The following is a 24,863-nucleotide window of genomic DNA, read 5'->3' on the forward strand; positions in this document are numbered from 1 at the left end:
AATCTCCTTCTGAAGATTTGAAACGAATTCTAGCTAACAATTCTTTCTATTTATTAAGCTCTTTATAATAATGTGCTGTTAACTTATCAGGGTTTTTAATAGTATTTTTAATCCATTCGAAATACAACTCTTTCTTTTCTGAATCACTTAATTGCCATTCGACATTTGTTTTCTTCAATCGAGAAGTTACATCATTTAAAGTAACTGCAGCTGCAACCGAAATATTTAAACTTTCGGTAAAACCAACCATCGGAATTTTTAAAAAACCATCAGCTTCTTGTTTAATATAATCTGATATTCCGTCTTTTTCAGCTCCAAAAACAAAAGCAGATTTTTTAGTAACATCAAAATCGGCCAAAACACACGAATCGGTATGAGGAGTAGTACCAATTATTTGATATCCTTTTGCTCGTAAGTCTTCTAAACAAGTTTTGGTATTATTTCCATCTTCTTTATAACGGTTAATATTTAACCATTTTTGACTTCCTTTTGCTACATGTCGAGAAACTTTATTGGTAAATTTATTTTCAATAGCATACACATCTTGTACTCCAAAAATATCACAACTTCTTACCACAGCACTTGCGTTATGAGGCTGAAAAATATCTTCTAATACAACTGTAAAATGACGTGTTCGTTCATTTAAAACTTTATAAAATGTTTCTTTTCTTTTATCTGTAATAAAACCTTCTAAATACGCAAATAATCCTTCGTCAATCATAGTACAAACATACTAAAATTTCATATTTTAGTAATACGTTTTAAAATTGCTATTTATGAAAGAATATATTAAACATTTTCAGTATGAAATTAAAAACACTGTCAATTTAAAAACTAATATCAAAAAGTATTTTGACACTTATAATTTTAAACTAGAAAAAGAAAATGAAAATCAAATTATTTTTATAAAAAAATGGTCTTTTTTTAGCGGATATACCTTAAACCCTCTAAATTTAAAAACAAAAATTGATATTAATATACATGAAAGTAAAAGTATTTCAATTAATTACCAAGTAACTTCTGACGGCTTTGGGTTTATTACTCCCATTGCATTTTCGTCATTTTATGAATGCTTTTTATCTAATTTAAAGCTGTTTTTGAGCACAAAAAAAAGTTATGTAACCAAAAATGAATTATTGATCAAATCTGCAAAGAAAAAAATGCTTTTTTACATTGGTTTAATGCTTATAGGAACAAGTGTCAGCTTTTTTTTAGGCCATCGTTTATCTAATCTTAGTGGAAACAAATTACTATATTATTTTGGATTTATAATTGGTGTAAAAATTACCACTGTACTTATAAATAAGTATTTAATTAAAACAAATACTTTAAAGAAACAATAGTTATAATGAAAAAAAGAGTCGTAGTATTAACTGGTGCGGGAATTAGCGCTGAAAGCGGAATAAAAACCTTTAGAGATGCTGATGGTTTGTGGGAAGGTCATGATATTTATGAAGTTGCTACCCCTGAAGGATTTGATAAAAACCCTGAACTAGTGCTTGATTTTTACAATCAACGAAGAAGACAATTATTAACTGTTTCACCTAATAAAGCACATTATAATCTTGTAAAACTAGAAGAAGATTACCATGTTAATATAATTACTCAAAATGTAGACGATTTACATGAACGTGCTAAAAGTACCAACGTTATACATTTACACGGCGAATTATTAAAAGCAAGAAGTTCAAAAAATAAAAACGATATTTTTGAATGGAAGAAAGATATAATTTTAGGTGATTTAGCGAATGATAAAAGCCAATTACGACCACATATTGTTTGGTTTGGTGAAGATGTACCAATGTTAGAAAAAGCTATTGAAATTACTTTAAAAGCCGATATTTTAGTTATTATTGGTACTTCGATGCAAGTATATCCTGCGGCTAGTTTAATTGATTATATTTCAGAAAACACGCCTATTTATTTTATCGACCCAAAACCTGTGGTAAACAAAAACGCCTTTAGTAATTTAACAATTATTAAAGACGTTGCTAGTTTAGGAACCAATAAGTTACTTACGATGTTAAGCGATTAAAATACTCGTAAATTTCGCCTTTAGAAATAGTACTTCCTTTTTCTATCAAATCGAAAATTTCGGTATTTCTTTCTTGATCATATTTTTTTGTTCCTGTAAAAAACTCTATTTTTTCGTCATTTGGGTTTTTCATCAACCATTCAAAACCTTCTTGCTGTAATAAATTTATTTCTTTATCAATTTTAATAACAATACGGTGAATTTCTTCTTCATCACATTTAAATAAATTCACCACTTTTGGAGAAAAATGTTCTAAATGTGTTGTTTTGGTAAGTACATCATCCCAAACAACATCGCTAAAAACATTCATTTCATCCTCAGCCACTTTAGGTTTCTCCTCTTTTAACTCCTTCCATTCTTTGGCATCAATACTTTGTGAGGCTAAAAAACGAGCAAATTCTTCATGTAATCCTTCAAATTGTTCTTTGGTAAGTTGTCTATACTTCATTTGGCAATTTTAATAATAAATTAGGGTCTGGACAATTATTTTTATAAAAGTCTAATGTTTTTATTGATGAAACTCCCGGATAATCACCAAGCTTACCTTCCATATCAATTATAAGTTGAAAATGTAAATGCGGTGCATAATCTCCATTTACTGAGTTATCACCTAACACTGCTATTTTTTCACCTTTTGATACTTTATCTCCGATATTTAAATTTTTAAGTGAACTTTCAGATAAATGACCATAAAGTGAATAAAAAACACGATTATCAATAACGTGTTTTAGAATAATTGTTGGACCATAATCACCGTGATTTTTATTGTTTTTAAAGCTATGTATTTTGCCATCTAAAACAGCTAAAACAGCGGTATTAGCATCGCACCATAAATCGATACCTAAATGAATATTGCGTTGATTTTCTTTAGATTGTTTATTAAAATATTCACTTCTATTATAAATATCTCTAGTTTCTAAATAGCCTCCAAAAGCAAGTAATTTATCGTTTACTTTTAGATAGTTATTAATATAAACCTCCCATTCATCAGAAGAAGAAACATCAAAGGTTAAATCTTTATTTGTACTTGCTATTGAAATAGGAATGTATTTAGTAATTGGTATATTTTTATCAATTACGAATAGTGGTTTTTCTGAAATGTTATTTAGCAAATTTATCATTTAACAAAAATAAAAAACTCCAGATAAAATCTGGAGTTCTTTCAAAAGATTAATGATGACTATTTTAAGCGTTTTGTTTCTTTATTAAATTCAAAGCAGAACCTTCATTATACCATTCTATTTGTCCTTCATTATATGTATGATTTGCAATAATTATATTTTTTGATCCATCAGCATGAACAACTTCAATAGTTAAAGGTTTATTAGGTGCAAAATCTTGTAAATCAATAAAATTAAAGGTATCATCTTCCTGAATTAAATCGTAATCTGTTTCATTTGCAAATGTTAACCCTAACATTCCTTGTTTTTTTAGGTTTGTTTCATGAATACGGGCAAATGATTTTACTAAAACTGCTGCAACTCCTAAATGTCTTGGCTCCATTGCCGCATGTTCTCTTGATGAACCTTCACCATAATTATGATCTCCCACAACTATAGAATATATTCCTGCAGCTTTATATTTACGTGCTATGTCTGGCACCCCACCATACTCGCCATTTAATTGATTTTTAATAAAATTGGTCTTTTTACCAAAAGCATTTACAGCTCCTATTAAACAGTTATTAGAAATATTATCTAAATGACCACGAAAACGTAACCATGGCCCTGCCATAGAGATATGATCTGTCGTACATTTTCCGTAGGCCTTTATTAACAATTTTACACCATTTAGTTGGTTTCCTATAGGGGAAAATGGTGTTAATAATTCTAATCTTTCTGAAGTTGGACTGACTTTAATTTTCACACTACTACCATCTTCTTCAGGTGCTAAATAACCATCATCTTTTACTTCAAAACCTTTTGGAGGTAATTCCCATCCTGTTGGTTCATCAAACATTACTTTTTCACCTTTTTCATTTATTAACGAATCTGTCATTGGGTTAAAATCTAAACGACCAGCTATAGCAATAGCAGCTGTTAATTCAGGCGAAGCAACAAAAGCGTGGGTATTTGGATTACCATCGGCACGTTTTGCAAAATTTCTATTAAATGAATGTACAATACTGTTTTTTGGTGCATTTTTAGGATCACTATATCTTGCCCATTGTCCAATACAAGGACCACAGGCATTGGTGAAAATTTTCGCATCTAATTTTTTAAATAAATCTAAAATCCCGTCTCTTTCAGCCGTATATCTAACTTTTTCTGAACCAGGGTTAATTCCCAATTCTGATTTCATTTTTAACCCTTTATCTAAAGCTTGCTTTGCTATTGATGAAGCTCTTGATAAATCTTCATAAGACGAGTTTGTACAAGAACCTATTAAACCCCACTCTACTTGTAAAGGCCAATCATTTTTATTTGCGATTGCAGTCATATCAACTCCTGCTTTTGTAGATAAATCTGGTGTAAATGGTCCATTTAATAATGGTGTTAATTCTGACAAGTTAATTTCTATAACTTGATCAAAATATAATTCAGGATTTGCATATACTTCGTCATCTCCTGTTAAGTATTCTTTTACTTTATTTGCTTCATCAGCAACATCACTTCTATCAGTGGCACGCAAATAACGCTCCATAGATTCATCATAACCAAAAGTTGATGTGGTTGCTCCTATTTCAGCTCCCATGTTGCAAATAGTACCTTTACCTGTACAAGACATATTTTTAGCTCCTTCACCAAAATACTCTACAATTGCATCTGTACCTCCTTTTGCAGAAACAATACCAGCTACTTTTAAAATAACATCTTTTGGTGCTGCCCATCCAGAAATTTTTCCTGTTAATTTTACACCTATTAATTTCGGAAACTTCAATTCCCAAGGCATCCCTGCCATTACATCTACTGCATCCGCGCCACCAACGCCAATGGCTACCATTCCTAACCCACCAGCATTTACGGTGTGAGAATCGGTTCCAATCATCATTCCTCCAGGAAACGCATAATTTTCTAACACTACTTGATGTATAATTCCTGCGCCTGGTTTCCAAAAACCAATTCCGTATTTATTAGAAACCGACTCTAAAAAATTAAAAACTTCGCTACTAACATTGTTTGCATGCTTTAAATCTTTTACAGCGCCTTCTTTTGCTTGTATTAAATGGTCGCAATGTACCGTTGTTGGCACGGCTACTTTCTTTTTACCTGCTTGCATAAATTGTAGTAACGCCATTTGTGCTGTTGCGTCTTGACATGCAATACGGTCTGGAGCAAAATCTACATAATCTTTACCTCTTACAAATGTTTTTTTTGGATTACCGTCCCACAAATGAGTATAAAGTATTTTTTCAGAAAGTGTTAAAGGTTTTCCAGTAATTTTTCGAGCTGTATCAACTCTGTCAACTACTTTAGCGTATACTTTTTTAATCATGTCAATGTCAAATGCCATAAGAATTTAATATATTTAAATGGTTATACTTTTTCTATTTCACCAAGATACAAAATATATTATTTATTTATTTTTTATGATATACGTAATACTGATAGTTTTATAGGATTTTTTGATTGAAATTTATTGTAACAAACATCTTAATTTTAAAAAATTACTATTGCTCGGGTTAGGGATTGACGTGAAAATCCTTTTTGTGAAGTATGAATAAAAAGATTGTAACAAAAAGCCCGACCGCGCCTCTTTTTGGCGTGGTAACCTCCAAATTATAACGAACTTGTTTTAAACAAAAAAAGCCTGAGTTTAAAACTCAGACTTTTTATAGTTTGTACCTTTTTAATTATCGTACTAATTGTTTTGTAGATGGTTTAAATTTTGTTAAAACAATATTATCAACCGCTGCTTCATATTCTGCCATGGTTGGTGTTCTACCCAAAATTGTAGATAAAACTACCACTGGTGTTGATGATAGTAACGATTCTCCTTTTTTCTCGCCAGTATCTTTTACAACTCTACCTTGAAATAAACGTGTTGATGTTGCCATTACTGTATCTCCTGGTTCAGCCTTTTCTTGGTTACCCATACAAAGGTTACACCCTGGGCGCTCTAAATACAACATGTTTTCGTATTTGGTACGTGCTAATCCTTTTGGTGCGTTGTCATCAAACTCAAATCCTGAATATTTTTGTAATACTTCCCAATCACCTTCTGCTTTTAACTCATCTACAATATTGTATGTTGGAGGAGCGACAACTAAAGGTGCTTTAAATTCTACTTTACCTTGTTGGGCTTCAATATTCTTTAACATTTGTGCTAATATTTTCATATCGCCTTTATGTACCATACAAGACCCTACAAAGCCTAAATCAACTTTTTTAGTTCCTCCATAATAAGATAGTGGTCTAATATTATCATGTGTATAACGTTTAGATACGTCATCATTATTTACATCTGGATCTGCAATCATTGGTTCAGCGATTTCATCTAAATCAATAATAACTTCTGCATGATAAACAGCATTAGCGTCTGGTCTTAAAGATGGTTTGATACCTGTTTTAAGCTCTACAATTCTATTTTCTGCTTTTTCAACAAGTCCTTTTAATACTTGTTTTGCATTATCCATTCCTTTTTCAATCATGATTTGGATACGACCTTTTGCAATTTCTAACGATTCAATTAAAGTATCGTCTTCAGAAATACAAATAGATGCTTTTGCTTTCATTTCGGCGGTCCAATCTGTAAATGTAAAGGCTTCATCTGCAGTTAATGTCCCGATATGAACTTCTATTACACGACCTTGGAATACGTTTTCACCTCCAAATTGTTGTAACATTTGTTGTTGTGTTGCGTGTACCACATCACGGAAATCCATATAAGATTTCATTTGTCCTTTAAAGGTTACTTTAACAGATTCAGGGATTGGCATTGAAGCTTCACCTGTAGCTAAAGCTAAAGCAACGGTTCCTGAATCGGCACCGAAGGCAACACCTTTAGACATACGTGTGTGTGAATCTCCACCTATAATAATGTCCCAATCACCAACTGTAATGTCATTTAATACTTTATGGATAACATCTGTCATTGGGAAATACTTCCCTTTTGGATCACGACCGGTAATTAAACCAAAGTCGTTCATGAAGCTCATTAATCTTGGAATATTCGCTTTTGATTTATCATCCCAAACTGATGCTGTATGGCAACCCGATTGGTATGCTCCATCTACAATTGGAGAAATAACAGTTGCTGCCATCATTTCTAATTCTTGAGATGTCATTAACCCTGTAGTATCTTGCGAACCTACAATATTTACTTCTGCACGTACGTATGAACCTGCATGTAAAGTTGCTCCTGAAGTTCCTACGGCATTTTTATTAAATATTTTTTCTACAGCTGTTAACCCTTGTCCTTCAATAGATACTTCTTTTGAAGTTGCATATACTTTAGGAACATCAATACCTAGAGTTTTGCAAGCAAATGTTTGTAATTTTTTACCGAAAACAACAGCGTAAGATCCACCTGCTTTCATAAACTCCATTTTTTGTGGTGTAAATGCTGCTGAGATATCTTTTAATTCTGTTTTTCCGTTATATAATTTTTTCTCTTTTGTGTTAATTGTAAGTACTGTTCCTGTTGCTACAGAATATTCTTCTTTTAAGATTGGTTCGCCATCTTCATCACGCATCGTTTTTCCTTCGGCATCTTTTTGGATAACCCAGTTTTTTAGGTCTAAACCTATACCTCCAGTTACACCAACTGTTGTTAAAAAAATTGGGGCAATACCATTAGTACCAGCAATTACTGGTGCAATGTTAATAAAAGGAACATATGGACTTGAAGAAATACCTGTCCATAAAGCAACGTTGTTAACACCTGACATTCTTGAAGATCCTACTCCCATAGTTCCTTTTTCTGCAATTAGCATTACACGTTTATCAGGATGAGCTTCTTTTAAAGCTAATAATTCGTTTTGCATGTCTTTATTATGCTCAAACATACATTGACCATGTAATTCACGGTCTGATCTTGAATGTGCATCACCTCCTGGAGATAATAAATCTGTAGAAATATCTCCAACACCTGCAACGTAAGTTACTACTTCTATTTTTTCTTCGATTTCTGGAAGTTTTGTAAAAAATTCTGCTTTTGCATAACTTTCTATAATATCTGTAGCAATTTCATTTCCATTTTTATACGCTTCTTCTAAACGGTCTGTATCTGCTTCGTACAAGAAAACTTGTGTTTTTAACACTTTAGCTGCTTGATTTGCAATTGTTTTATTATCTCCTAAAGCAAGGTCAATTAACACTTCAACAGAAGGTCCTCCTTTCATGTGTGATAATAACTCAAAAGCGAAATCGATAGAAATCTCAGAAACAATAGATTCACCTAAAATAATTTCCTTTAAAAATTTTGCTTTTACACCAGCAGCACTTGTTGTTCCTGGTAAAACATTATAGATAAAAAAGTTTAAAGATGCTTCGCGGTGCTCATTATTCTCGTCCTTTATCTGAGAAATTATGTTATTCAATAATTCGCTTCCATCAATAGGTTTTGGATGTAGTCCTTGTTTTTTTCTTTCTTCTATCTCTTTAAGGTAGTCTGAGTATATATTCATAATATAAAAGGTATATTTTTAATAAGAAATAGTTTTATAACACAATTTTATATTTAAAGTGTTTTAATTTAAAAACTGTTTTTCTGTATAAATTATATTGTTTTTTTTGCTAGGCAAAAATACAATTTTAGCTTCATATTTAAAAATAAACAAGAAAAGGCATTAAAAAGTAAATAAAAACTAAATAAAACTTAATTTGTTTTAATTTAACACATAAAAAACATTAAAAACAAACTATATATTACGAATATGATAATTAAAAAATGGTTATACATAAAAAAAATACATATAACCATTCTAAATAATAAAAAAAGCAACCCTATAAGCTGGATTCTGTTCCCTAAAAAATAAGGCTCTTATCATTTATCTAGTTTTACAATTGCTTGTAAAATCAATCTGCCTACCCCTTAGAATCGCGCGAGTAGCGCTCGAACTCTAATGTACATGGCATTGCACCGCATAGAGTTTACCTGGTTTCACTACAGCATTACCTGTACATACTTTCTGCTGCACTTGTCCTCGGTTTACACCGGACGGACGTTATCCGCTATGCTACTCTATGGTGTCCAGACTTTCCTACTTATACTAAATACAAGTCGATAAGATTGGGTTGCTTTAATATTTTATAAATTTGCTATTTTCATAAAAAAACCCACTCAATAAATTGAGTGGGAAAATTGCTATGAAAAAGAAAAAGTGTCTAGAACGTCTCCTAGACGGTACAAATATATGAATGTTTTTTTGTTTTCATATACTTTTTTTAAAAAAAATATAATAAAAAAGCTTTTCATTAAAATGAAAAGCTTTTTTATCACACGTAATTAACTAATAATAAGTTTTTTAAGTGTTTATGAAAACATATCTTTAACTTTATCAAAAAATGACTTGTCAGATGTTTGAGGATTGGGACTAAAATTTTCATCTTCTTGCATAGCTTCAAAAAATTTACGCTGTTCTTTTGTCAATTCTTGCGGTGTCCAAACGTTTATATGGATTAAAAAATCTCCTTTTCCATAACGCTCAATACTTGGTAATCCTTTTCCTTTTAATCTTAAAATTTTACCTGATTGTGTACCTGCTTCAATTTTAATTTTTACCTTACCAGTTACTGTTGCTACTTCTTTAGAAACACCTAATACGGCTTCAGAAAAATTAATATATAAATCATAATGAATATTACTTCCTTCTCTTTTTAAAGTTTCATTCTGTACTTCTTCAATCAACACTAATAAATCTCCAGGAATAGAATTTTTACCTGGGGCTTCATTTCCTTTACCTCCTACTTTTAATTGTACTCCTTCAGTAACTCCTTCTGGAATATTAATTGAAACTGTTTCTTCTTTTACAATTAAACCCTGAGCGTCTGATCCGTTTGGTTTACTATTAAGTATTTCTCCTGCTCCTTGACAAGTACCGCAAGTAGTTGCTGTTTGCATTCTTCCTAAAATAGTATTGGTTACACGCATTTGTTGCCCACTACCATTACAAGTTGTACAGGTTTTATAGGTTACTCCGTCTGCCTTAACTTTTCTACGAACTTTAACTTTCTTCTCTACTCCATTTGCAATTTCTTCTAAAGTAAGTTTTACACGAATACGCATATTAGATCCTTTAACTCGGGCTTGTCGCTGACCACCGCCACCACCAAAACCACCAAAGCCACCGCCTCCAAAGATATCTCCGAACTGACTAAATATGTCATCCATATTCATTCCGCCACCACCGAAACCGCCACCACCTTGTGTACCATCAAAAGCTGCATGACCATATTGATCATAGCGTGCTTTTTTATTATCATCACTAAGTACTTCGTAAGCTTCAGCACATAGTTTAAATTTTTCTTCAGCATTTTTATCATCAGGATTTTTATCTGGATGATATTTTATCGCCATTTTACGATATGCTTTTTTTATTTCAGATTGTGATGCTGATTTTGAAATACCTAATACTTCGTAATAATCTTGTTTTGCCATTTTATTGTAATTGACAACTATCAATTGATTTATTATTGATAATTGGGAATTATTATTTTTACGCCTGTCCTACCACCACTTTTGGGTGACGAATAATTTTATCTCCTAACTTATAACCTTTTTCTACACAATCGATAATTTTTCCTTTTAAATCATCAGATGGTGCAGGAATTTGAGTAATTGCTTGGTGTACTTCTGCATCAAAAACATCACCTGCTTTTACTTCAATTGCAGTTAATCCTTTTTGCTCTAAAGTTTTTACCATTTTTTGATAGATTAATAAAACTCCTTTACGTAACTCTTCTGCTTCTTTATCATCTTCAATATGTGTCAAGGCGCGTTCAAAATCATCTAAAACTGGCAGTAAAACTGTCATTACTTCCTGTCCTGCAGTTTTAAAAAGCTCGATACGTTCTTTAGAAGTACGTTTTTTGTAGTTTTCAAACTCTGCAAATAAGCGTAAATATTTATTCTTTTCAGCCTCTAACAACTCTTCACTTGTTGGTACTGATTTTTCTTCTTCTTTTGCCTCTACCTCTTTATTTTCTTGAGTTTCTTCTTGATTTCCATCAATTTCAAGATTATCAATAGTATCTTTTAACTCGTCTTCTTTTGTATATTGATCTTTACTCATTGTAAATCGTTTCTTTAAATTCTTCAGCATACTTTTATCAATAATATTGCCAATAAAAAAATCGTGCCAACATGACACGATTTTTTTATTTATTTTGTGTTTTTATTAATCTTCTATTCTTTCAATCTTTGCTCCGATAGATTTTAAACGAGCTTCAATGTTTTCGTAACCTCTATCAATTTGTTCAATATTATTAATTATTGAAGTTCCTTTGGCTGATAATGCTGCTATTAATAATGAAATTCCGGCACGAATATCAGGTGAAGTCATTTTTGTTGCCTTTAATATCGATTGGAAATTATGTCCAATGACTGTTGCTCTATGCGGATCACATAAAATAACTTTTGCGCCCATATCAATTAATTTATCAACAAAAAACAAACGACTTTCAAACATTTTTTGATGTATTAATACGGTTCCCTTCGCTTGAGTTGCGATTACTAGAACGATACTTAATAAATCTGGTGTAAAACCAGGCCAAGGAGCATCAGCTACTGTTAACACTGACCCATCTATATAATTTTGTATTTCATAACTTTCTTGTTCTGGAATAAATATGTCGTCTCCTTTTTTTTCTAATTTAATTCCTAACTTACGAAACACGCTTGGTATTTGCCCTAAATTTTGCCAACTAACATCTTTTATTGTTAATGCCGAACGAGTCATGGCTGCTACACCAATCCAACTACCAATTTCTATCATATCTGGTAAAACTCGATGCTCACATCCTCCTAGTTCAGTTACTCCTTCGATAGTTAATAAGTTTGAGCCAACTCCAGATATTTTTGCCCCCATAGAGTTCAACATTTTAGATAATTGCTGAATGTAAGGTTCGCAAGCTGCATTGTATATTTTAGTAGTTCCTTTTGCTAAAACAGCTGCCATAATAATATTGGCTGTACCAGTTACCGAAGCTTCATCTAAAAGCATATCGGTACCTGTTAAACCGTTTTCAGCTTCTACTCCATAAAAATACTCTTCTTTATTATATCTAAATTTTGCTCCAAGGTTAATGAAACCTTCAAAATGTGTATCTAAACGACGACGTCCTATTTTATCACCTCCTGGACGTGGAATATATCCTTTACCAAAACGTGCTAATAACGGACCAACTATCATAATTGAACCTCTTAGTGAGCTTCCATCTCTTTTAAATTCGGCAGATTCTAAATATTTTAAATTAATTTCATTAGCTTGAAAACTATATGAATTTGTTCCTAACTTTTCTATTTTAACACCTAACTCTCCTAAAATAAATATTAGTTTATTTACATCAATAATATCTGGAATATTATTAATTATTACTTTTTTTGGAGTTAATAATACGGCACATATAATTTGTAGTGCTTCATTTTTTGCTCCTTGAGGTGTTATTACTCCGCTAAGTTTGTGACCTCCTTCAATTTTAAATGATGCCATTATTTTTTTCTATGTTTATTATTACTATAATTAGATTTTCCTTTTGAAGCGTTTTTATGGTTTGTTTTTCCTTGTTGGCTACTTCGTTTTCTAAGTAAATTTTTACTTTCTGATAATTTTTCGGTAGATTCTCTTAAATCTATTTTCTTCTCTGATAAATCATATAAATGCTTAAAAATAACAGCATCATCAACGGTATCTTTATTCCAATTTAAATAGCATTTTTTCATGTGATTAGCAATAGTAAATACTAAAGCTTCTCTTTTATCTCCTTCTTCCCAAGTTAGTGCGATATTTATCATGGTTTGAATATTGTTACCATAATAACGATATCTCGATGCTGATTTTGGATAGTCCATTTTTGCTGGCTTCTCCGTTAATTCTTCTTTTGATGGGTTTTCATAAGGTGAATCTACATCTAGTTTAAAATCGGCTATTATATGTAACTGATCCCAAAGTTTGTGTTTAAAGTCTGGCACATCTCGTAAATGAGGCTGTAAATTACCCATTACATCAATAATTGCTTTTGCCATTGTATTTCGTTCTTCTTTAGTTTCTAAAGCAATACAATGATTTACTAGTTTTTGTATATGTCTTCCATATTCTGGAATTATTAAGTGATCTCTTTCTGAATTATACTCTAAATCAAACGTCATTTCTCTGTATTTATATGCAAAATAGGTAATTATTATGGATTATTTAGCTATCCGATTACCTTTAGTTTTGCGAATTGTAATAATAATTTCTTTTTACCTACTGTACCAAATTTAATTTCGGCTTTTTTGTTTGGCCCTTTTCCTTCTAAACCTATTACTTCTCCTGTACCAAAGCGATTATGTTCTACAAAGTTACCAACAACAATATCTCCTTCAAATAAATTCATTTTAGAGTTTACTTCTGATACCTTTTTCATTTTACTTTTAGGAGGTACCATACTTGGTTTTTCTTTTTTAGCTAAAAACTCTTTTCGTTTTTTTTGAATTGGTTTTTGAAAGCGTATTTTTTTAGGAGAATCGTCATCAAAAATACTTGCATCAATAAATCTATTTGCCAACCCTTTTGGCTCTTTAGGCGCTAAATGTTCGACATATTTGTCGTCTATTTCTTCTAAAAATCTACTTGGTTCACCATCTGTTAATTTACCCCAACGATAACGAGTTTGCGCATAACTTAAATAAGCTACCTTTTCAGCTCTTGTCAGGGCTACGTAAAACAAACGTCGTTCTTCTTCTAACTCACTACGTGTGTTCATACTCATTGCCGATGGAAATAAGCTTTCTTCTAAACCAACAATATACACATACGGATACTCTAACCCTTTTGATAAGTGAATTGTCATTAACGAAACACGTGGTGTATCATCTTTTTCACTATCAAAATCTGTTGCCAAGGCTACATCTTCTAAAAAAATAGGGAGTGATGCATCTTCTCCTGTTTCTATTTTATCGGTAATAAAATCTTTTATTCCGTTTAATAATTCTTGAACATTTTCAACTTTATTTACTCCTTCTGGCGTACCGTCTTTTTGTAAATCTTTTACTAATTGAGTTTGTTTTACTACTAAATCGGCAACTTCAAAAGCATTCATTTTTTGTGATTCAATTTGAAAACGTTGAATCATTCTAGTAAAATTTGCCAGTTTGGTTTTTGTTCCTGAGTTTATTTTTAAATCAACTTTATCTAAATTTAATAAAATATCAAAAATTGATTTTTTATAGTGATTCGCTGCTATTGCTAATTTATCAATCGTCGTAGCTCCAATTCCTCTTGCTGGATAATTGATAACTCGTTTTAATGCTTCTTCATCATTCGGATTTATTAGTAATCGTAAATATGATAACAAATCCTTTATTTCCTTACGTTGATAAAATGAAATACCTCCGTAAATTTTATATTTTATATCTTTTTTTCGCAACGCATCTTCCATTGCTCTCGATTGTGCATTGGTACGATATAAGATAGCAAATGAATCGTTTGTTAACTGATGATTCATTTGGTTTTCCCAAATAGATTGAGCTACAAAACGCCCTTCTTCTCCATCAGAAATTGTACGCATTATTTTTATACTTTCTCCAGGGTCATTTGCCGTCCAAACTTCTTTATCTAACTTCGTTTTATTTTTATCAATTACACTATTTGCAGCTTCAACAATATTATTGGTTGATCGGTAATTTTGTTCTAACTTAAAGGTTTTAACATCTGGATAATCTTTTTGAAAATTTAAAATATTGTTGATGTTTGCGCCACGAAAACTATAAATACTTTGCGAATCATCACCTACTACACAGATATTTTGAAAACGATCTGCTAAAGCTCTTACAATTAAATATTGTGAGTGATTGGTATCTTGATACTCATCAACCATTATATAACGAAAACGATCTTGATATTTTGCCAGCACTTCAGGAAAACGTGTTAATAATTCATTGGTTCTTAACAATAAATCATCAAAATCCATGGCTCCAGATTTAAAGCATCTTTCTACATAAGCTTTATAAATATCACCTACCTTTGGGCGACTGGCTTCTAAATCTGCTTGTTGTAAATCAGAATTATTAAAATACGCTCTTACCGTTATTAAACTATTTTTAAATGATGAGATTCTACTCAAAATCTGCTTAGGTTTGTAACGGTCTTTATCTAAATTCATTTCTTTGATAATGGCTGTTATCAAGCGAACAGAATCTTGCGAGTCATAAATTGTAAAATTTGATGGATATCCTAAACGATCTGCTTCTGAACGTAAAATACGTGCAAAAACCGAGTGAAAAGTTCCCATCCATAAATTTTTAGCTTCACTATGCCCAACTACACCAGCAATACGTTCTTTCATTTCGCGTGCTGCTTTATTAGTAAAGGTTAGTGATAATATGTTAAAAGAATCTACCCCTTGCTGCATTAAATGAGCAATACGATACGTTAAAACTCTTGTTTTACCCGATCCGGCACCTGCAATAATTATCATTGGTCCATCTTTTTGTAAAACGGCGGCTCTTTGGGGTTCGTTAAGTTGCTGTAAATAAGTATTCAATAGAAATAGTTTGAAAGAATTTTTAAAATGGAAATTTAACCATTCTTTTAGGTTTTTTAAAGAATGTTAGCTATTTTTTATTTACTTTTTTTTATCTGCCTATTGACAGATAAATATAAATATCTGCTAATAGACAGATAAGTACAAATATCTGCTTTAAAGCAGATAAATTTGTTTATATATAAAAATTTAAGTAATTTTAAAACTTCTAATATTTTTTTATGATTAGTATAATAACAGGTGATATTGTAAATTCGAGGAAAGCATCCGACTTTACTTGGCTTGCTGCTTTAAAAAAAACGCTTATAAAATTCGGGAAACAGCCTAATGACTGGGATATTTTTAGAGGTGACAGTTTTCAATTAAAAGTTGCTATTGAAGAGGCTTTTTTTGCTGCTTTTTTAATAAAATCTTATTTAAAACAAATTGATAATATAGACGTTAGAATTGGTGTTGGTATTGGTAAAGAAATCAACAACTCTAAAAACATTACAGAAGCTAATGGAGAAGCGTTTATTAACTCTGGAAAAGTTTTTGAAGGTTTAGTAAAAAAACAATTGATTGCTATAAAATCTCCTTGGATAGAACTTGATGATGAATTTAATTTAGCTTTAGAATTAGCGCTTTTAACAATGAATAACTGGACAAAAAACTCAGCTGAAGTTTTTCAAATATCTATAGAAAACCCTACGCTTACTCAAAATGAAATTGCCGATAAATTAGGAATTACACAAGGTCGTGTTAGTGAACGTCAAAAAAGAGCTGGATATGATGCTATAAGCAAATTAGAAAAAAGATATCGAAAACAAATTAAAGAAAAAACCTCACTGTTATGATCTTATTTTTAAAATTTTTAATTGCACATTTTTTAGGTGATTTCATTTTTCAATCAGAAAAATGGGTTAAAAACAAGGAGAAGAAAAAAATCAAATCAAAAAAGTTATACCTTCACATATCAATTCATTTATTACTCCTATTACTTGTTTTAGTTTTTAATTTTAAATACACTTTGGGTATCTTATTTATAGTTGTAACACATTATGGTATTGATTTAGGAAAGTTATATTTACAAAATAAAAAAAATAAGAGATGGTTATTTTTCTTAGATCAATTTTTACATATTTTAATGTTATTATTGGTAACATTTTGGTATAAACCCATTAAATTTGATGTTACTTTCTACTTTTCTGAAAAAAAACTTTTACTTGTAGCTAGCTTACTTTTTGTGAGTTTTGTGTCCTCAATAATTATAAGAACAATAATATCGCAATGGAATCCTGAAAAAAATGATAAAAAAGAAAATGAATCACTATCAAAAGCAGGTAATTATATTGGTATTTTAGAACGTTTATTAATTTTTATATTTGTAATTATTGGGCAATGGGCTGGAGTAGGATTTTTACTCGCAGCCAAATCTGTTTTTCGTTTTGGAGATTTAACCTCGGCTAAAGACAGAAAATTAACTGAATACATTTTAATTGGAACTTTATTAAGTTTTGGATTGGCTATTTTAACAGGACTTGTATATTCGCATTATGGAAGATAAAATTATTGAAGGATTAGCATACGCGTTACCCGCATTAGTAACAGGATTTGTAGCTTATTTTATATTAGGCGCATTTATTAAGCAAGATAATAATGAAAAAAAATTTAATGCTTTAGTTGATAAAAAGCGTGAAAGCTTACCTATTAAATTACAGGCTTATGAACGCTTACTTTTATTTTGCGAACGAATAAACCCAACTAAACTACTAATTAGAGTAAACCCTATTGGTGATGATGTAAATAGTTATTTACAATTATTAATTGCTAATATCGAACAAGAATACGAGCACAATATGGTACAACAACTATACGTATCAGAAGATAGCTGGAAAGCTATATTAGCTGCCAAATTATCAATAATAGCCAAATTACGTAGTACTGCCGATAACTCTGATTCTGCAAAAAAATTACGCGAAAATGTTTTGATAGATTATTCTCAAAATGAAAACCCTACACAAACCTCTATTATTTACTTAAAACAAGAGGTAAGAAAATTAATATAATTAAAAAGTCGCTATTAAATAGCGGCTTTTTTTTTGAATCATACGTTAATTTATTTTTCAACAGGAAGCTCTAAAGTACTTGCCCATTCTGTCCAAGAACCATCGTAAACACTATAATTAGTATTTCCAATAATTTCATTAGCTAAAGCTAAGATACATGCAGTAATTCCTGATCCACAAGAAAAAATGACTTTCTTATTATGTGGGTTTAATATTGAAAAAACTTTTTGTAACTCTTCTTTAGATTTCATTTTACCAGCAACCTGTAGTTCAGTATAAGGCAAACTTTTAGAGTTCGGAATATGTCCACCTCTTAAATCTTTTCTAGGCTCCGGAACTGTTGCATAAAATCTTTCTTTAGATCGAGCATCTAAAATCATCTGTTTATTATTAGACGCCAACAAAACATTATCCGTTTTACAAAGTAATTCTTTTTGAAAAATAGCTGTAAAACTTCCTTGTTGAGATTCTTTTAATGATAAAAACTCTATTGGATAATTGTTTTTGACCCAAGCAGGTAAACCACCATTTAAAACAGCTACATTTTTAAACCCGAATAATTTAAATAACCACCATGCTCTAGGTGAAGAATACACGCCTAAATCATCATAAACCACAACACAACTATCTTTGTTAATTCCTAATTTTCGAACTTCTTCTTCAAAATGGTTTTGTGTTGGAATAGTATTTGGGAATTGCCCATCTTTATTTAAAAACACGTTTTTTAAATCGAAAAAAATAGAGTTTGGAATTGTTTTTTTTGATTCCTCTTTCTTTTGTGCCGTTCCTACTTTTAGTATACTAGCATCTAAAATTATTAAATTTTCTTCTTCTTTATTGTTGTATAACCATGTTACAGTAACGATTGGACTGGGTATAATTAATTTCATTGAGGTATATTTAAATCAAAAAGCATCAATAAAAAATTATTTCATTGATGCTTTTACACTTATTATATTTTAATTTTTTTATTTCACTTTATCGTAATTATCATCCCAATTTTTTGGTTTTGGTTCGTGCAATTTATCTACCGATTTTGCTACCAACGTAGCTACCGTAGCATCACCAGTTACGTTAATAACGGTTCTACACATATCTAGTGGTCTATCAACCGCAAAAATTAAAGCCAATCCTATAGCTAATTTATCCGCAGGAAAACCTACCGATTCTAATACAATTACTAACATTACCATACCTGCTCCTGGCACTGCTGCTGAACCTATTGATGCTAATAATGCTGTTACTATAATTGTTAATTGATCTGCAAAAGATAAATCAAAACTCAACGCTTGTGCTATAAACACCGCTGCTACTGCTTGATATAAACTTGTACCATCCATATTAATGGTAGCGCCTACTGGTAATACAAAACTTGATACTTCTTTATCAACCCCTACATGTTCCTCAACTCGCTCCATAGTTACAGGTAAAGTTGCTGCACTTGAACTTGTTGAAAATGCTAATAATTGTGCTGGGCTTATTTGTTTTAAAAACCATAATGGATTTTTCTTTGTATAAATACTTACCAAAAGCATATAAAAACATACTAAAAGTATTAATCCTCCCACAACAGTTAATGCATATTTTAGTAAAGCTAATAATAAATCTGGATCATTTGATGACACCACCACGCTTGCAAGCAAAGCAAAAACTGCATAAGGTGCTGATAACATAATTAAATCTACCATTTTTAAAACTACTTCGTTTAAAGAATCAAAAAACTTTTTTAACGGTTTCGCTCGTTTTTCACCTACCAACAACATTGATATTCCTAAAAAAATAGTAAAGAAAATAACTTGTAACATCGATTTGTTACTTCCCATTGCCTTTATAGCATTATCAGGCACCATATCAACCAAAAATTGTAATTTTCCACTTGACTGTTGCTTATTTGCTTCTGCTATTTTAGATTGTACTCCACCACTATTAGCATATGTTTCTGTTAATTTAGTAATTGTTTCTTCTGAAATTCCATTACCAGGCTCCACAACATTCACCAAAGCTAAACCTATTGTTATAGCAATTACAGTAGTACCAATGTATATAATGATGGTTTTTAACCCCATATTTTTAAATTTAGAAATATCTTTTAAATCTGATATTCCCTTTACCAATGAGGCAATAATTAAAGGTACAGCGATTAATTTTAATAATTTTACAAAAATGGTACCCAATGGTTTTATCCAATTTCCTACAAAATCTGCTCCTCCTTCAGTAAAAGTCATTCCAACTCCGAATAATATTCCCAGAATCATTCCTATTAAAATTTGCCAGTGTAACGCTAATTTTCTCATTTAATTGATTTAATTTTTAAAGGCTGTAAGGTAAAATAAATATTTAAAAAAATGTGACGTTTAATTCGTAACTTGTGTCTTAATTATTGAAAACTAATTATAAATTATAACAACACAACACAATGGCAGGAATTTTAGACTTATTAAACAGTGACTTAGGTAAATCAATTATATCTGGAGTAGCAGGATCAACAGGACAAGATACTAATAAAACAAGTAATGTTTTAACCATGGCTTTACCTGTTTTAATGAAAGCAATGCAACGAAACTCTACTTCACCACAAGGTGCCGAAGGTTTAATGGGTGCTTTAAACAAACATGATGGTGGTATTTTAGATAATTTAGGTGATTTATTTGATGGAGGTGTAAATGATGATGTTTTACAAGATGGTGGTAATATATTAAAGCATGTTTTAGGAAGTAAACAACAGGGGGTTGAGAAAGTTATAAGTCAAAAATCTGGCATGGATGCTGGATCTGTTGCAAATATTTTAAAAACTGCTGCTCCTATTTTAATGGGTGTTTTAGGTAAACAATCACGTCAAAACAATGTAAATAACTCTAGTGATATAGGTGGATTGTTGGGAGGTTTACTTGGAGGAAATTCGGCTGATAAGGAACAAAGTTTCTTAGAACAAATTTTAGATGCTGATGGTGACGGAAGTATTGTTGATGATGTGGCTGGTATGGTTTTAGGTGGCGCAAGTCAGCAAAAATCTGGCGGTGGATTATTGGGTGGTTTATTAGGTAGTGTTTTTGGAAAAAAATAAATTTTACTTTTCTATAATATCAAAAAGGGTAAACATTTGTTTGCCTTTTTTCTTTTAATTACTTTTGCGTTCATGGAAAAATTAAAACAACGTTGGGGTTTAGAAACTACTTGGGATGTAATTGCTGTATTAATTGTTTTTTCAATTAACGGATCGTTTGCTTCTTGGGTTGCAAAACCAATTACTGCCTTTTTTGGACTATCGCTCGAAACCACTTCTCCTTGGATATACTGGCCACTGCGTATTTTACTTATTTTTCCTATTTACCAAACAACCTTACCTATAGTTGGCTGGTTATTTGGGCAATTTAAATTCTTTTGGGCTTTTGAAAAAAAGTTTTTAAGTAGAATAGGTTTTGGTTTTTTATTTAAAAAATAACCTTAAAAACAATCTTACACTTTTACCACTTTATATATAGGAATTGGTAATGCTACGCCTTCAGCTAAAAAACGCTTGTGTACAGCTTCTTTTAAAGCACATTTAGTTTTAAATTCTTGAAAAGGTTCATTTAACCATACGTATGCACGCATATGTATATGATCGGTAGCAACATCAATTACACGAACATCTACCTGTTGTGCATCTGCCATTACTTGCTCTGGTGTTCTAAAATCGATTACGGTAGGTAGTTTTATTGCTTCTTCTTGTATAATTTGTCGTGCTAAATCAATATCCGCCTTTAGGCCTAATTTAAAATTATTAAAACTTAAAACATGAGAATCTTCAATAGTATGATTTAATACCGAATCAGTACTGATTACAGAATTAGGAATAATTAAACGTTTGTTTTCAAAATTATTAATTACTGTATGTCGCAAAGTAATATCTTCAACTATACCTACACGTGTATCATCTAATTTAATATAATCTCCTACTCGGAACGGACGAAAAATAACAATGAATGCTCCTGCTATTAAATTAGATAAAGCTGCTTGTGCTGCAAAACCTATAATGGCTGCTAAAATACCGGCTCCTGAAAAAATTAAGGCTGCTTGACTTCTAAAAGCTGGCACTGTCATAATAATGTATATAATACCAAATAACCCTAGAAAGAATTTTACCGAATTTCGTAAAAACAAAATACTTGTTTTACCATAACGGTCTATTTTTCTTCGTTTGATAATTTGAACTATAATGTATCTTATAACTCTAGAAAGAATCCATGCTATAAATACCACCAATAATACATATGCTAAAATGCCTAGTATTGAGTTTAGGTTAAATTGATATTTAAATAAATCTTTCATTTATATTGATAATTTAAATGTTTTTGTTGCATGAATAGTTTTTACATAAAAATCTAAAAAATTAACAAACTTCTTAAACCAAGAAGTTAGGGTTTACTGCTTGTAATAGATATTTACAGCCTATTATTTTCATTTAAAATAAGCTTTCTTGACTATCATCTTCTTTCGCTTGCTTCTTTTTCTGAAGTGCTCTTGCTAAAGCTTTTTTTGCTTTATCTTCTTTTGAGTTTATAAACTCTTTTTGAGACACTTCTTCAATATCAAGCGGCAAACTATTTTCTACAATCTCCTCTTCTTCTTTTACTTCAATTTCTTCAACCTTTTCTTTTTCAAGCTCATCGTAAGGTAAAGAATCTAATAAATTCACCGTTCGAATTTTATCTGTAGTTAACTGGTTACCTTGTGCTTTAATACCTTTTATAGCGATAAAATCTTCAAAGTTTACTGTTAACTTATCCAAACTACGCTTTGAAAAGATAACCTCAGCCATTGGCCTGTAATCAGTAGCTATGATTTCTAATTTCGATTTTTCACTTTCAGAAACAAAAATTTCTTCTTTATCAACTGTTTCAATTAAAAAACGCTTTACATAGTAACGTTCTTTTTCTCCATCAAAATAAATTGCTGAAATCGGTTTTTTAGGTTTCCATTTTTCCAACACAATCATATCATTATCAAAATGCATTGATAAGTCTGGAGATACTGCTTTAATTTTACCTGATTGTGTAGCTATTAAAATTTTATCTTCTGCTTTAAACTCGCCAAGTAATTCACCTCTACCATCAACATTTAAACGCTGTACGGCATCATCAAACCAAATTTTACGTGGTTTTAATGTTGATACTCCTGCTTCTTTAAAATCTATTTTTTTTACACTGTATTTGCTAACTAAATTACCTCGTACACTACGACCTTTTACAGATAAATCTGCAAAATCAATATCCCATTTTAGTTTTTTTACACTTCCAACTGCTCGTAAATTTACAGTTACAACCTCAGCTTCTCCATTAGGGTTTGCTGTGAAATATAATACTTTTGATTTTGGATTGTTATTTGCTAACAGGTATTCTTTATCTCTAGTAACCGAGGTAACATTAAATCGCTTCATATACGATGGTCCTTTAGCCCCATCTATATAAATCATATTAAAAACGGTACGTTTATCTTTTTTCTTAAAAATAGCTAAATGAATAATTCCTTTACCTACAAAGGTTTTAGAGGCTACTTTGGTAACCATCATTGATCCATTATCTCTAAAAACAATTACATCATCAATATCTGCACAATCGGTAACATATTCGTCTTTTTTTAGTGAAGTCCCTATAAACCCTTCTTCTCTGTTTACATACAGTTTGGTATTACGCATTACTACTTTTGTAGCTACAATATCATCAAATATTCTAATTTCAGTTTTACGTTCTTTTCCCTTCCCGTATTTCGTTTTTAAGTCTTTAAAATAATCGATTGCAAATTCGATTAAATTAGCTAAATGATTTTTAACTACTGCTATTTTATCTTCTAAGCTTTCAATAAACTGCTTTGCTTTATCAATATCAAACTTTGATATTTTTTTTATTCTAATTTCTGTTAATCGAACAATATCTTCTTCAGTAATGGCACGTTTTAAATGTTTTATATGTGGTTGTAAACCTGCATCAATAGCTTCAATAACCCCTTGCCAAGTATCAACCTCTTCAATATCACGATAAATTCTATTCTCAATAAAAATTCGCTCTAATGATGCAAAATGCCATTGTTCTTGTAATTCATTTAATTGAATTTCAAGTTCTCTTTTTAATAAATTAACTGTTAAATCGGTTGAGTGTTTTAACAATTCTGATACTCCTAAAAAAACAGGCGTGTTATTTTGAATTGTACAGCATAAAGGCGAAATAGAATTTTCACAATTTGTAAATGCATATAAAGCATCAATTGTTTTATCTGGCGATACATTTGGTGGTAAATGCACTAAAATTTCAACATTTGCAGCCGTATTGTCTTCTATTTTTTTAATACGGATTTTACCTTTATCATTTGCTTTTAAAATACTATCTATTAATGACGAAGTTGTAGTACCAAACGGCACCTCGGTAATGACTAATGTTTTTTTATCTAATTGAGATATTTTTGCACGCACTCGAACCTTCCCTCCTCGTTTACCATCATTATAATTGGTAAAATCTGCAATTCCGCCTGTTAAAAAATCAGGGACTATGGTAAAGCTTCTTCCTTTTAAATATTTTATAGAAGCATCAATTAATTCATTAAAATTGTGCGGTAATATTTTGGTTGATAAACCTACTGCAATTCCCTCTGCACCTTGTGCTAGTAATAAAGGAAATTTTACGGGTAAATCTATCGGTTCTTTTCTTCTACCATCATACGATTGTTTCCATTCGGTGGTTTTTGGATTAAAAACAACATCTAAGGCAAATTTTGATAAACGTGCTTCAATATATCTTGATGCTGCCGCCCTATCTCCTGTTAAGATATTTCCCCAGTTACCTTGCATATCAATCAGTAATTCTTTCTGACCAATTTGCACCATCGCATCGGCAATAGAAGCATCTCCATGCGGGTGGTACTGCATGGTATGCCCTACAATATTAGCTACTTTATTGTAACGCCCATCATCAAGGTCTTTCATAGAATGCATTATTCTACGTTGTACCGGTTTTAAACCGTCTTCTAACGACGGAACAGCTCTTTCTAAAATTACATACGAAGCGTAATCTAAAAACCATTCTTTATACATTCCGGTAACTTTGGTTATCGTTTCTGTATTTTCAATTGGTTGATTTAATTCTTCGTCGTGTTCGTAATTATTATTTTCTTCACTCATTT

At 31.1% G+C, this 24,863-nt stretch carries 21 protein-coding genes and 1 other RNA gene; 7 read left to right on the plus strand and 15 right to left on the minus strand.

All coding sequences use genetic code 11. From position 1 onward, the window contains the following. Positions 1-46 precede the first annotated feature (46 nt). On the minus strand, positions 47-721 hold the full coding sequence (locus Q4586_RS05775; RefSeq protein ID WP_068705677.1) for a TrmH family RNA methyltransferase: 675 nt from the start codon (positions 719-721) through the stop codon (positions 47-49). Positions 722-776: 55 nt separating this feature from the next. Here Q4586_RS05775 and Q4586_RS05780 point away from each other — a divergent pair, with 55 nt between their 5' ends. Together Q4586_RS05780 and Q4586_RS05785 are read left to right on the plus strand one after the other, a co-directional pair. Continuing rightward, on the plus strand, positions 777-1,343 hold the full coding sequence (locus Q4586_RS05780; protein WP_068705675.1) for a hypothetical protein: 567 nt from the start codon (positions 777-779) through the stop codon (positions 1,341-1,343). 5 nt (positions 1,344-1,348) lie between these two features. Then, a complete protein-coding gene (locus tag Q4586_RS05785; RefSeq protein WP_068705673.1) occupies positions 1,349-2,035 on the plus strand; it encodes an SIR2 family NAD-dependent protein deacylase in 687 nt (228 codons plus the stop codon). On the opposite strand, the gene Q4586_RS05790 is transcribed toward Q4586_RS05785, so the two are convergent. The 10 genes from Q4586_RS05790 to Q4586_RS05835 all read right to left on the minus strand — a co-directional run bounded on the left by Q4586_RS05790 (position 2,016) and on the right by Q4586_RS05835 (position 15,660). Next, the gene (locus Q4586_RS05790; RefSeq protein ID WP_068705671.1) at positions 2,016-2,483 is read right to left on the minus strand and encodes a DUF6495 family protein; all 468 of its coding nucleotides are present in this window, start codon (positions 2,481-2,483) and stop codon (positions 2,016-2,018) included. The genes Q4586_RS05785 and Q4586_RS05790 overlap by 20 nt on opposite strands. Continuing rightward, positions 2,473-3,156, minus strand: coding sequence for a peptidoglycan DD-metalloendopeptidase family protein (locus tag Q4586_RS05795; protein WP_141677709.1), 684 nt, complete (start codon positions 3,154-3,156; stop codon positions 2,473-2,475). Before Q4586_RS05795 ends, Q4586_RS05790 begins: the two co-directional genes overlap by 11 nt. Positions 3,157-3,220: 64 nt before the next feature. Continuing rightward, positions 3,221-5,488, minus strand: a complete 2,268-nt coding sequence (locus tag Q4586_RS05800) for an aconitate hydratase (protein WP_303527223.1) — start codon at positions 5,486-5,488, stop codon at positions 3,221-3,223. Between the two features lie 340 nt (positions 5,489-5,828). Continuing rightward, positions 5,829-8,603: a bifunctional aconitate hydratase 2/2-methylisocitrate dehydratase gene (locus Q4586_RS05805; protein WP_068705668.1), complete on the minus strand. Its 2,775-nt coding sequence runs from the start codon at positions 8,601-8,603 to the stop codon at positions 5,829-5,831. 306 nt (positions 8,604-8,909) lie between these two features. Next, positions 8,910-9,220, minus strand: an RNA gene (rnpB, locus tag Q4586_RS05810) — RNase P RNA component class A. 231 nt (positions 9,221-9,451) lie between these two features. Further along, a complete protein-coding gene (dnaJ, locus tag Q4586_RS05815) occupies positions 9,452-10,576 on the minus strand; it encodes a molecular chaperone DnaJ (RefSeq protein WP_303527226.1) in 1,125 nt (374 codons plus the stop codon). Between the two features lie 58 nt (positions 10,577-10,634). Beyond that, on the minus strand, positions 10,635-11,210 hold the full coding sequence (locus Q4586_RS05820; protein ID WP_303527229.1) for a nucleotide exchange factor GrpE: 576 nt from the start codon (positions 11,208-11,210) through the stop codon (positions 10,635-10,637). A gap of 105 nt (positions 11,211-11,315) precedes the next feature. Then, positions 11,316-12,629, minus strand: a complete 1,314-nt coding sequence (gene murA, locus Q4586_RS05825) for a UDP-N-acetylglucosamine 1-carboxyvinyltransferase (RefSeq protein WP_068705664.1) — start codon at positions 12,627-12,629, stop codon at positions 11,316-11,318. Beyond that, on the minus strand, positions 12,629-13,285 hold the full coding sequence (locus tag Q4586_RS05830; protein WP_303527232.1) for a DUF4290 domain-containing protein: 657 nt from the start codon (positions 13,283-13,285) through the stop codon (positions 12,629-12,631). Before Q4586_RS05830 ends, murA begins: the two co-directional genes overlap by 1 nt. 47 nt (positions 13,286-13,332) lie before the next feature. Beyond that, positions 13,333-15,660 carry an ATP-dependent helicase gene (locus Q4586_RS05835; RefSeq protein WP_303527234.1) on the minus strand — a complete coding sequence of 776 codons (2,328 nt, stop codon included), beginning with the start codon at positions 15,658-15,660 and terminating at the stop codon, positions 13,333-13,335. A 221-nt stretch (positions 15,661-15,881) separates the two neighbouring features. Between Q4586_RS05835 and Q4586_RS05840 the strand changes: the two genes are divergently transcribed. From Q4586_RS05840 to Q4586_RS05850, 3 genes are read left to right on the plus strand one after another with little or no spacing between them, the layout of a single operon-like run. Next, complete coding sequence (locus Q4586_RS05840; RefSeq protein ID WP_303527236.1) at positions 15,882-16,496, plus strand: SatD family protein; 615 nt, start codon at positions 15,882-15,884, stop codon at positions 16,494-16,496. Next, a complete protein-coding gene (locus Q4586_RS05845) occupies positions 16,493-17,206 on the plus strand; it encodes a DUF3307 domain-containing protein (protein ID WP_303527239.1) in 714 nt (237 codons plus the stop codon). Before Q4586_RS05840 ends, Q4586_RS05845 begins: the two co-directional genes overlap by 4 nt. Further along, a complete protein-coding gene (locus Q4586_RS05850; RefSeq protein WP_303527242.1) occupies positions 17,196-17,708 on the plus strand; it encodes a DUF7935 family protein in 513 nt (170 codons plus the stop codon). Before Q4586_RS05845 ends, Q4586_RS05850 begins: the two co-directional genes overlap by 11 nt. 50 nt (positions 17,709-17,758) lie before the next feature. Here Q4586_RS05850 and Q4586_RS05855 read toward each other — a convergent pair whose 3' ends face one another. Beyond that, positions 17,759-18,598, minus strand: coding sequence for a sulfurtransferase (locus tag Q4586_RS05855; protein ID WP_303527245.1), 840 nt, complete (start codon positions 18,596-18,598; stop codon positions 17,759-17,761). A gap of 78 nt (positions 18,599-18,676) precedes the next feature. After that, entirely contained in the window at positions 18,677-20,002 is a 1,326-nt protein-coding gene (locus tag Q4586_RS05860; RefSeq protein ID WP_303527248.1) for a dicarboxylate/amino acid:cation symporter, read from the minus strand. Positions 20,003-20,124: 122 nt separating this feature from the next. Between Q4586_RS05860 and Q4586_RS05865 the strand changes: the two genes are divergently transcribed. Then, entirely contained in the window at positions 20,125-20,772 is a 648-nt protein-coding gene (locus Q4586_RS05865; RefSeq protein WP_303527250.1) for a DUF937 domain-containing protein, read from the plus strand. A gap of 72 nt (positions 20,773-20,844) precedes the next feature. Beyond that, the gene (locus Q4586_RS05870) at positions 20,845-21,150 is read left to right on the plus strand and encodes a DUF6787 family protein (RefSeq protein ID WP_068705644.1); all 306 of its coding nucleotides are present in this window, start codon (positions 20,845-20,847) and stop codon (positions 21,148-21,150) included. 14 nt (positions 21,151-21,164) lie between these two features. Here Q4586_RS05870 and Q4586_RS05875 read toward each other — a convergent pair whose 3' ends face one another. Together Q4586_RS05875 and Q4586_RS05880 are read right to left on the minus strand one after the other, a co-directional pair. After that, positions 21,165-22,019 carry a mechanosensitive ion channel family protein gene (locus tag Q4586_RS05875; RefSeq protein WP_303527256.1) on the minus strand — a complete coding sequence of 285 codons (855 nt, stop codon included), beginning with the start codon at positions 22,017-22,019 and terminating at the stop codon, positions 21,165-21,167. 133 nt (positions 22,020-22,152) lie between these two features. Further along, a complete protein-coding gene (locus tag Q4586_RS05880; RefSeq protein ID WP_303527258.1) occupies positions 22,153-24,861 on the minus strand; it encodes a DNA gyrase/topoisomerase IV subunit A in 2,709 nt (902 codons plus the stop codon). Between the last annotated feature and the right edge of the window lie 2 nt (positions 24,862-24,863).

This window comes from Tenacibaculum soleae, assembly GCF_030549005.1.
GTDB classification, from domain to species: domain Bacteria; phylum Bacteroidota; class Bacteroidia; order Flavobacteriales; family Flavobacteriaceae; genus Polaribacter; species Polaribacter soleae.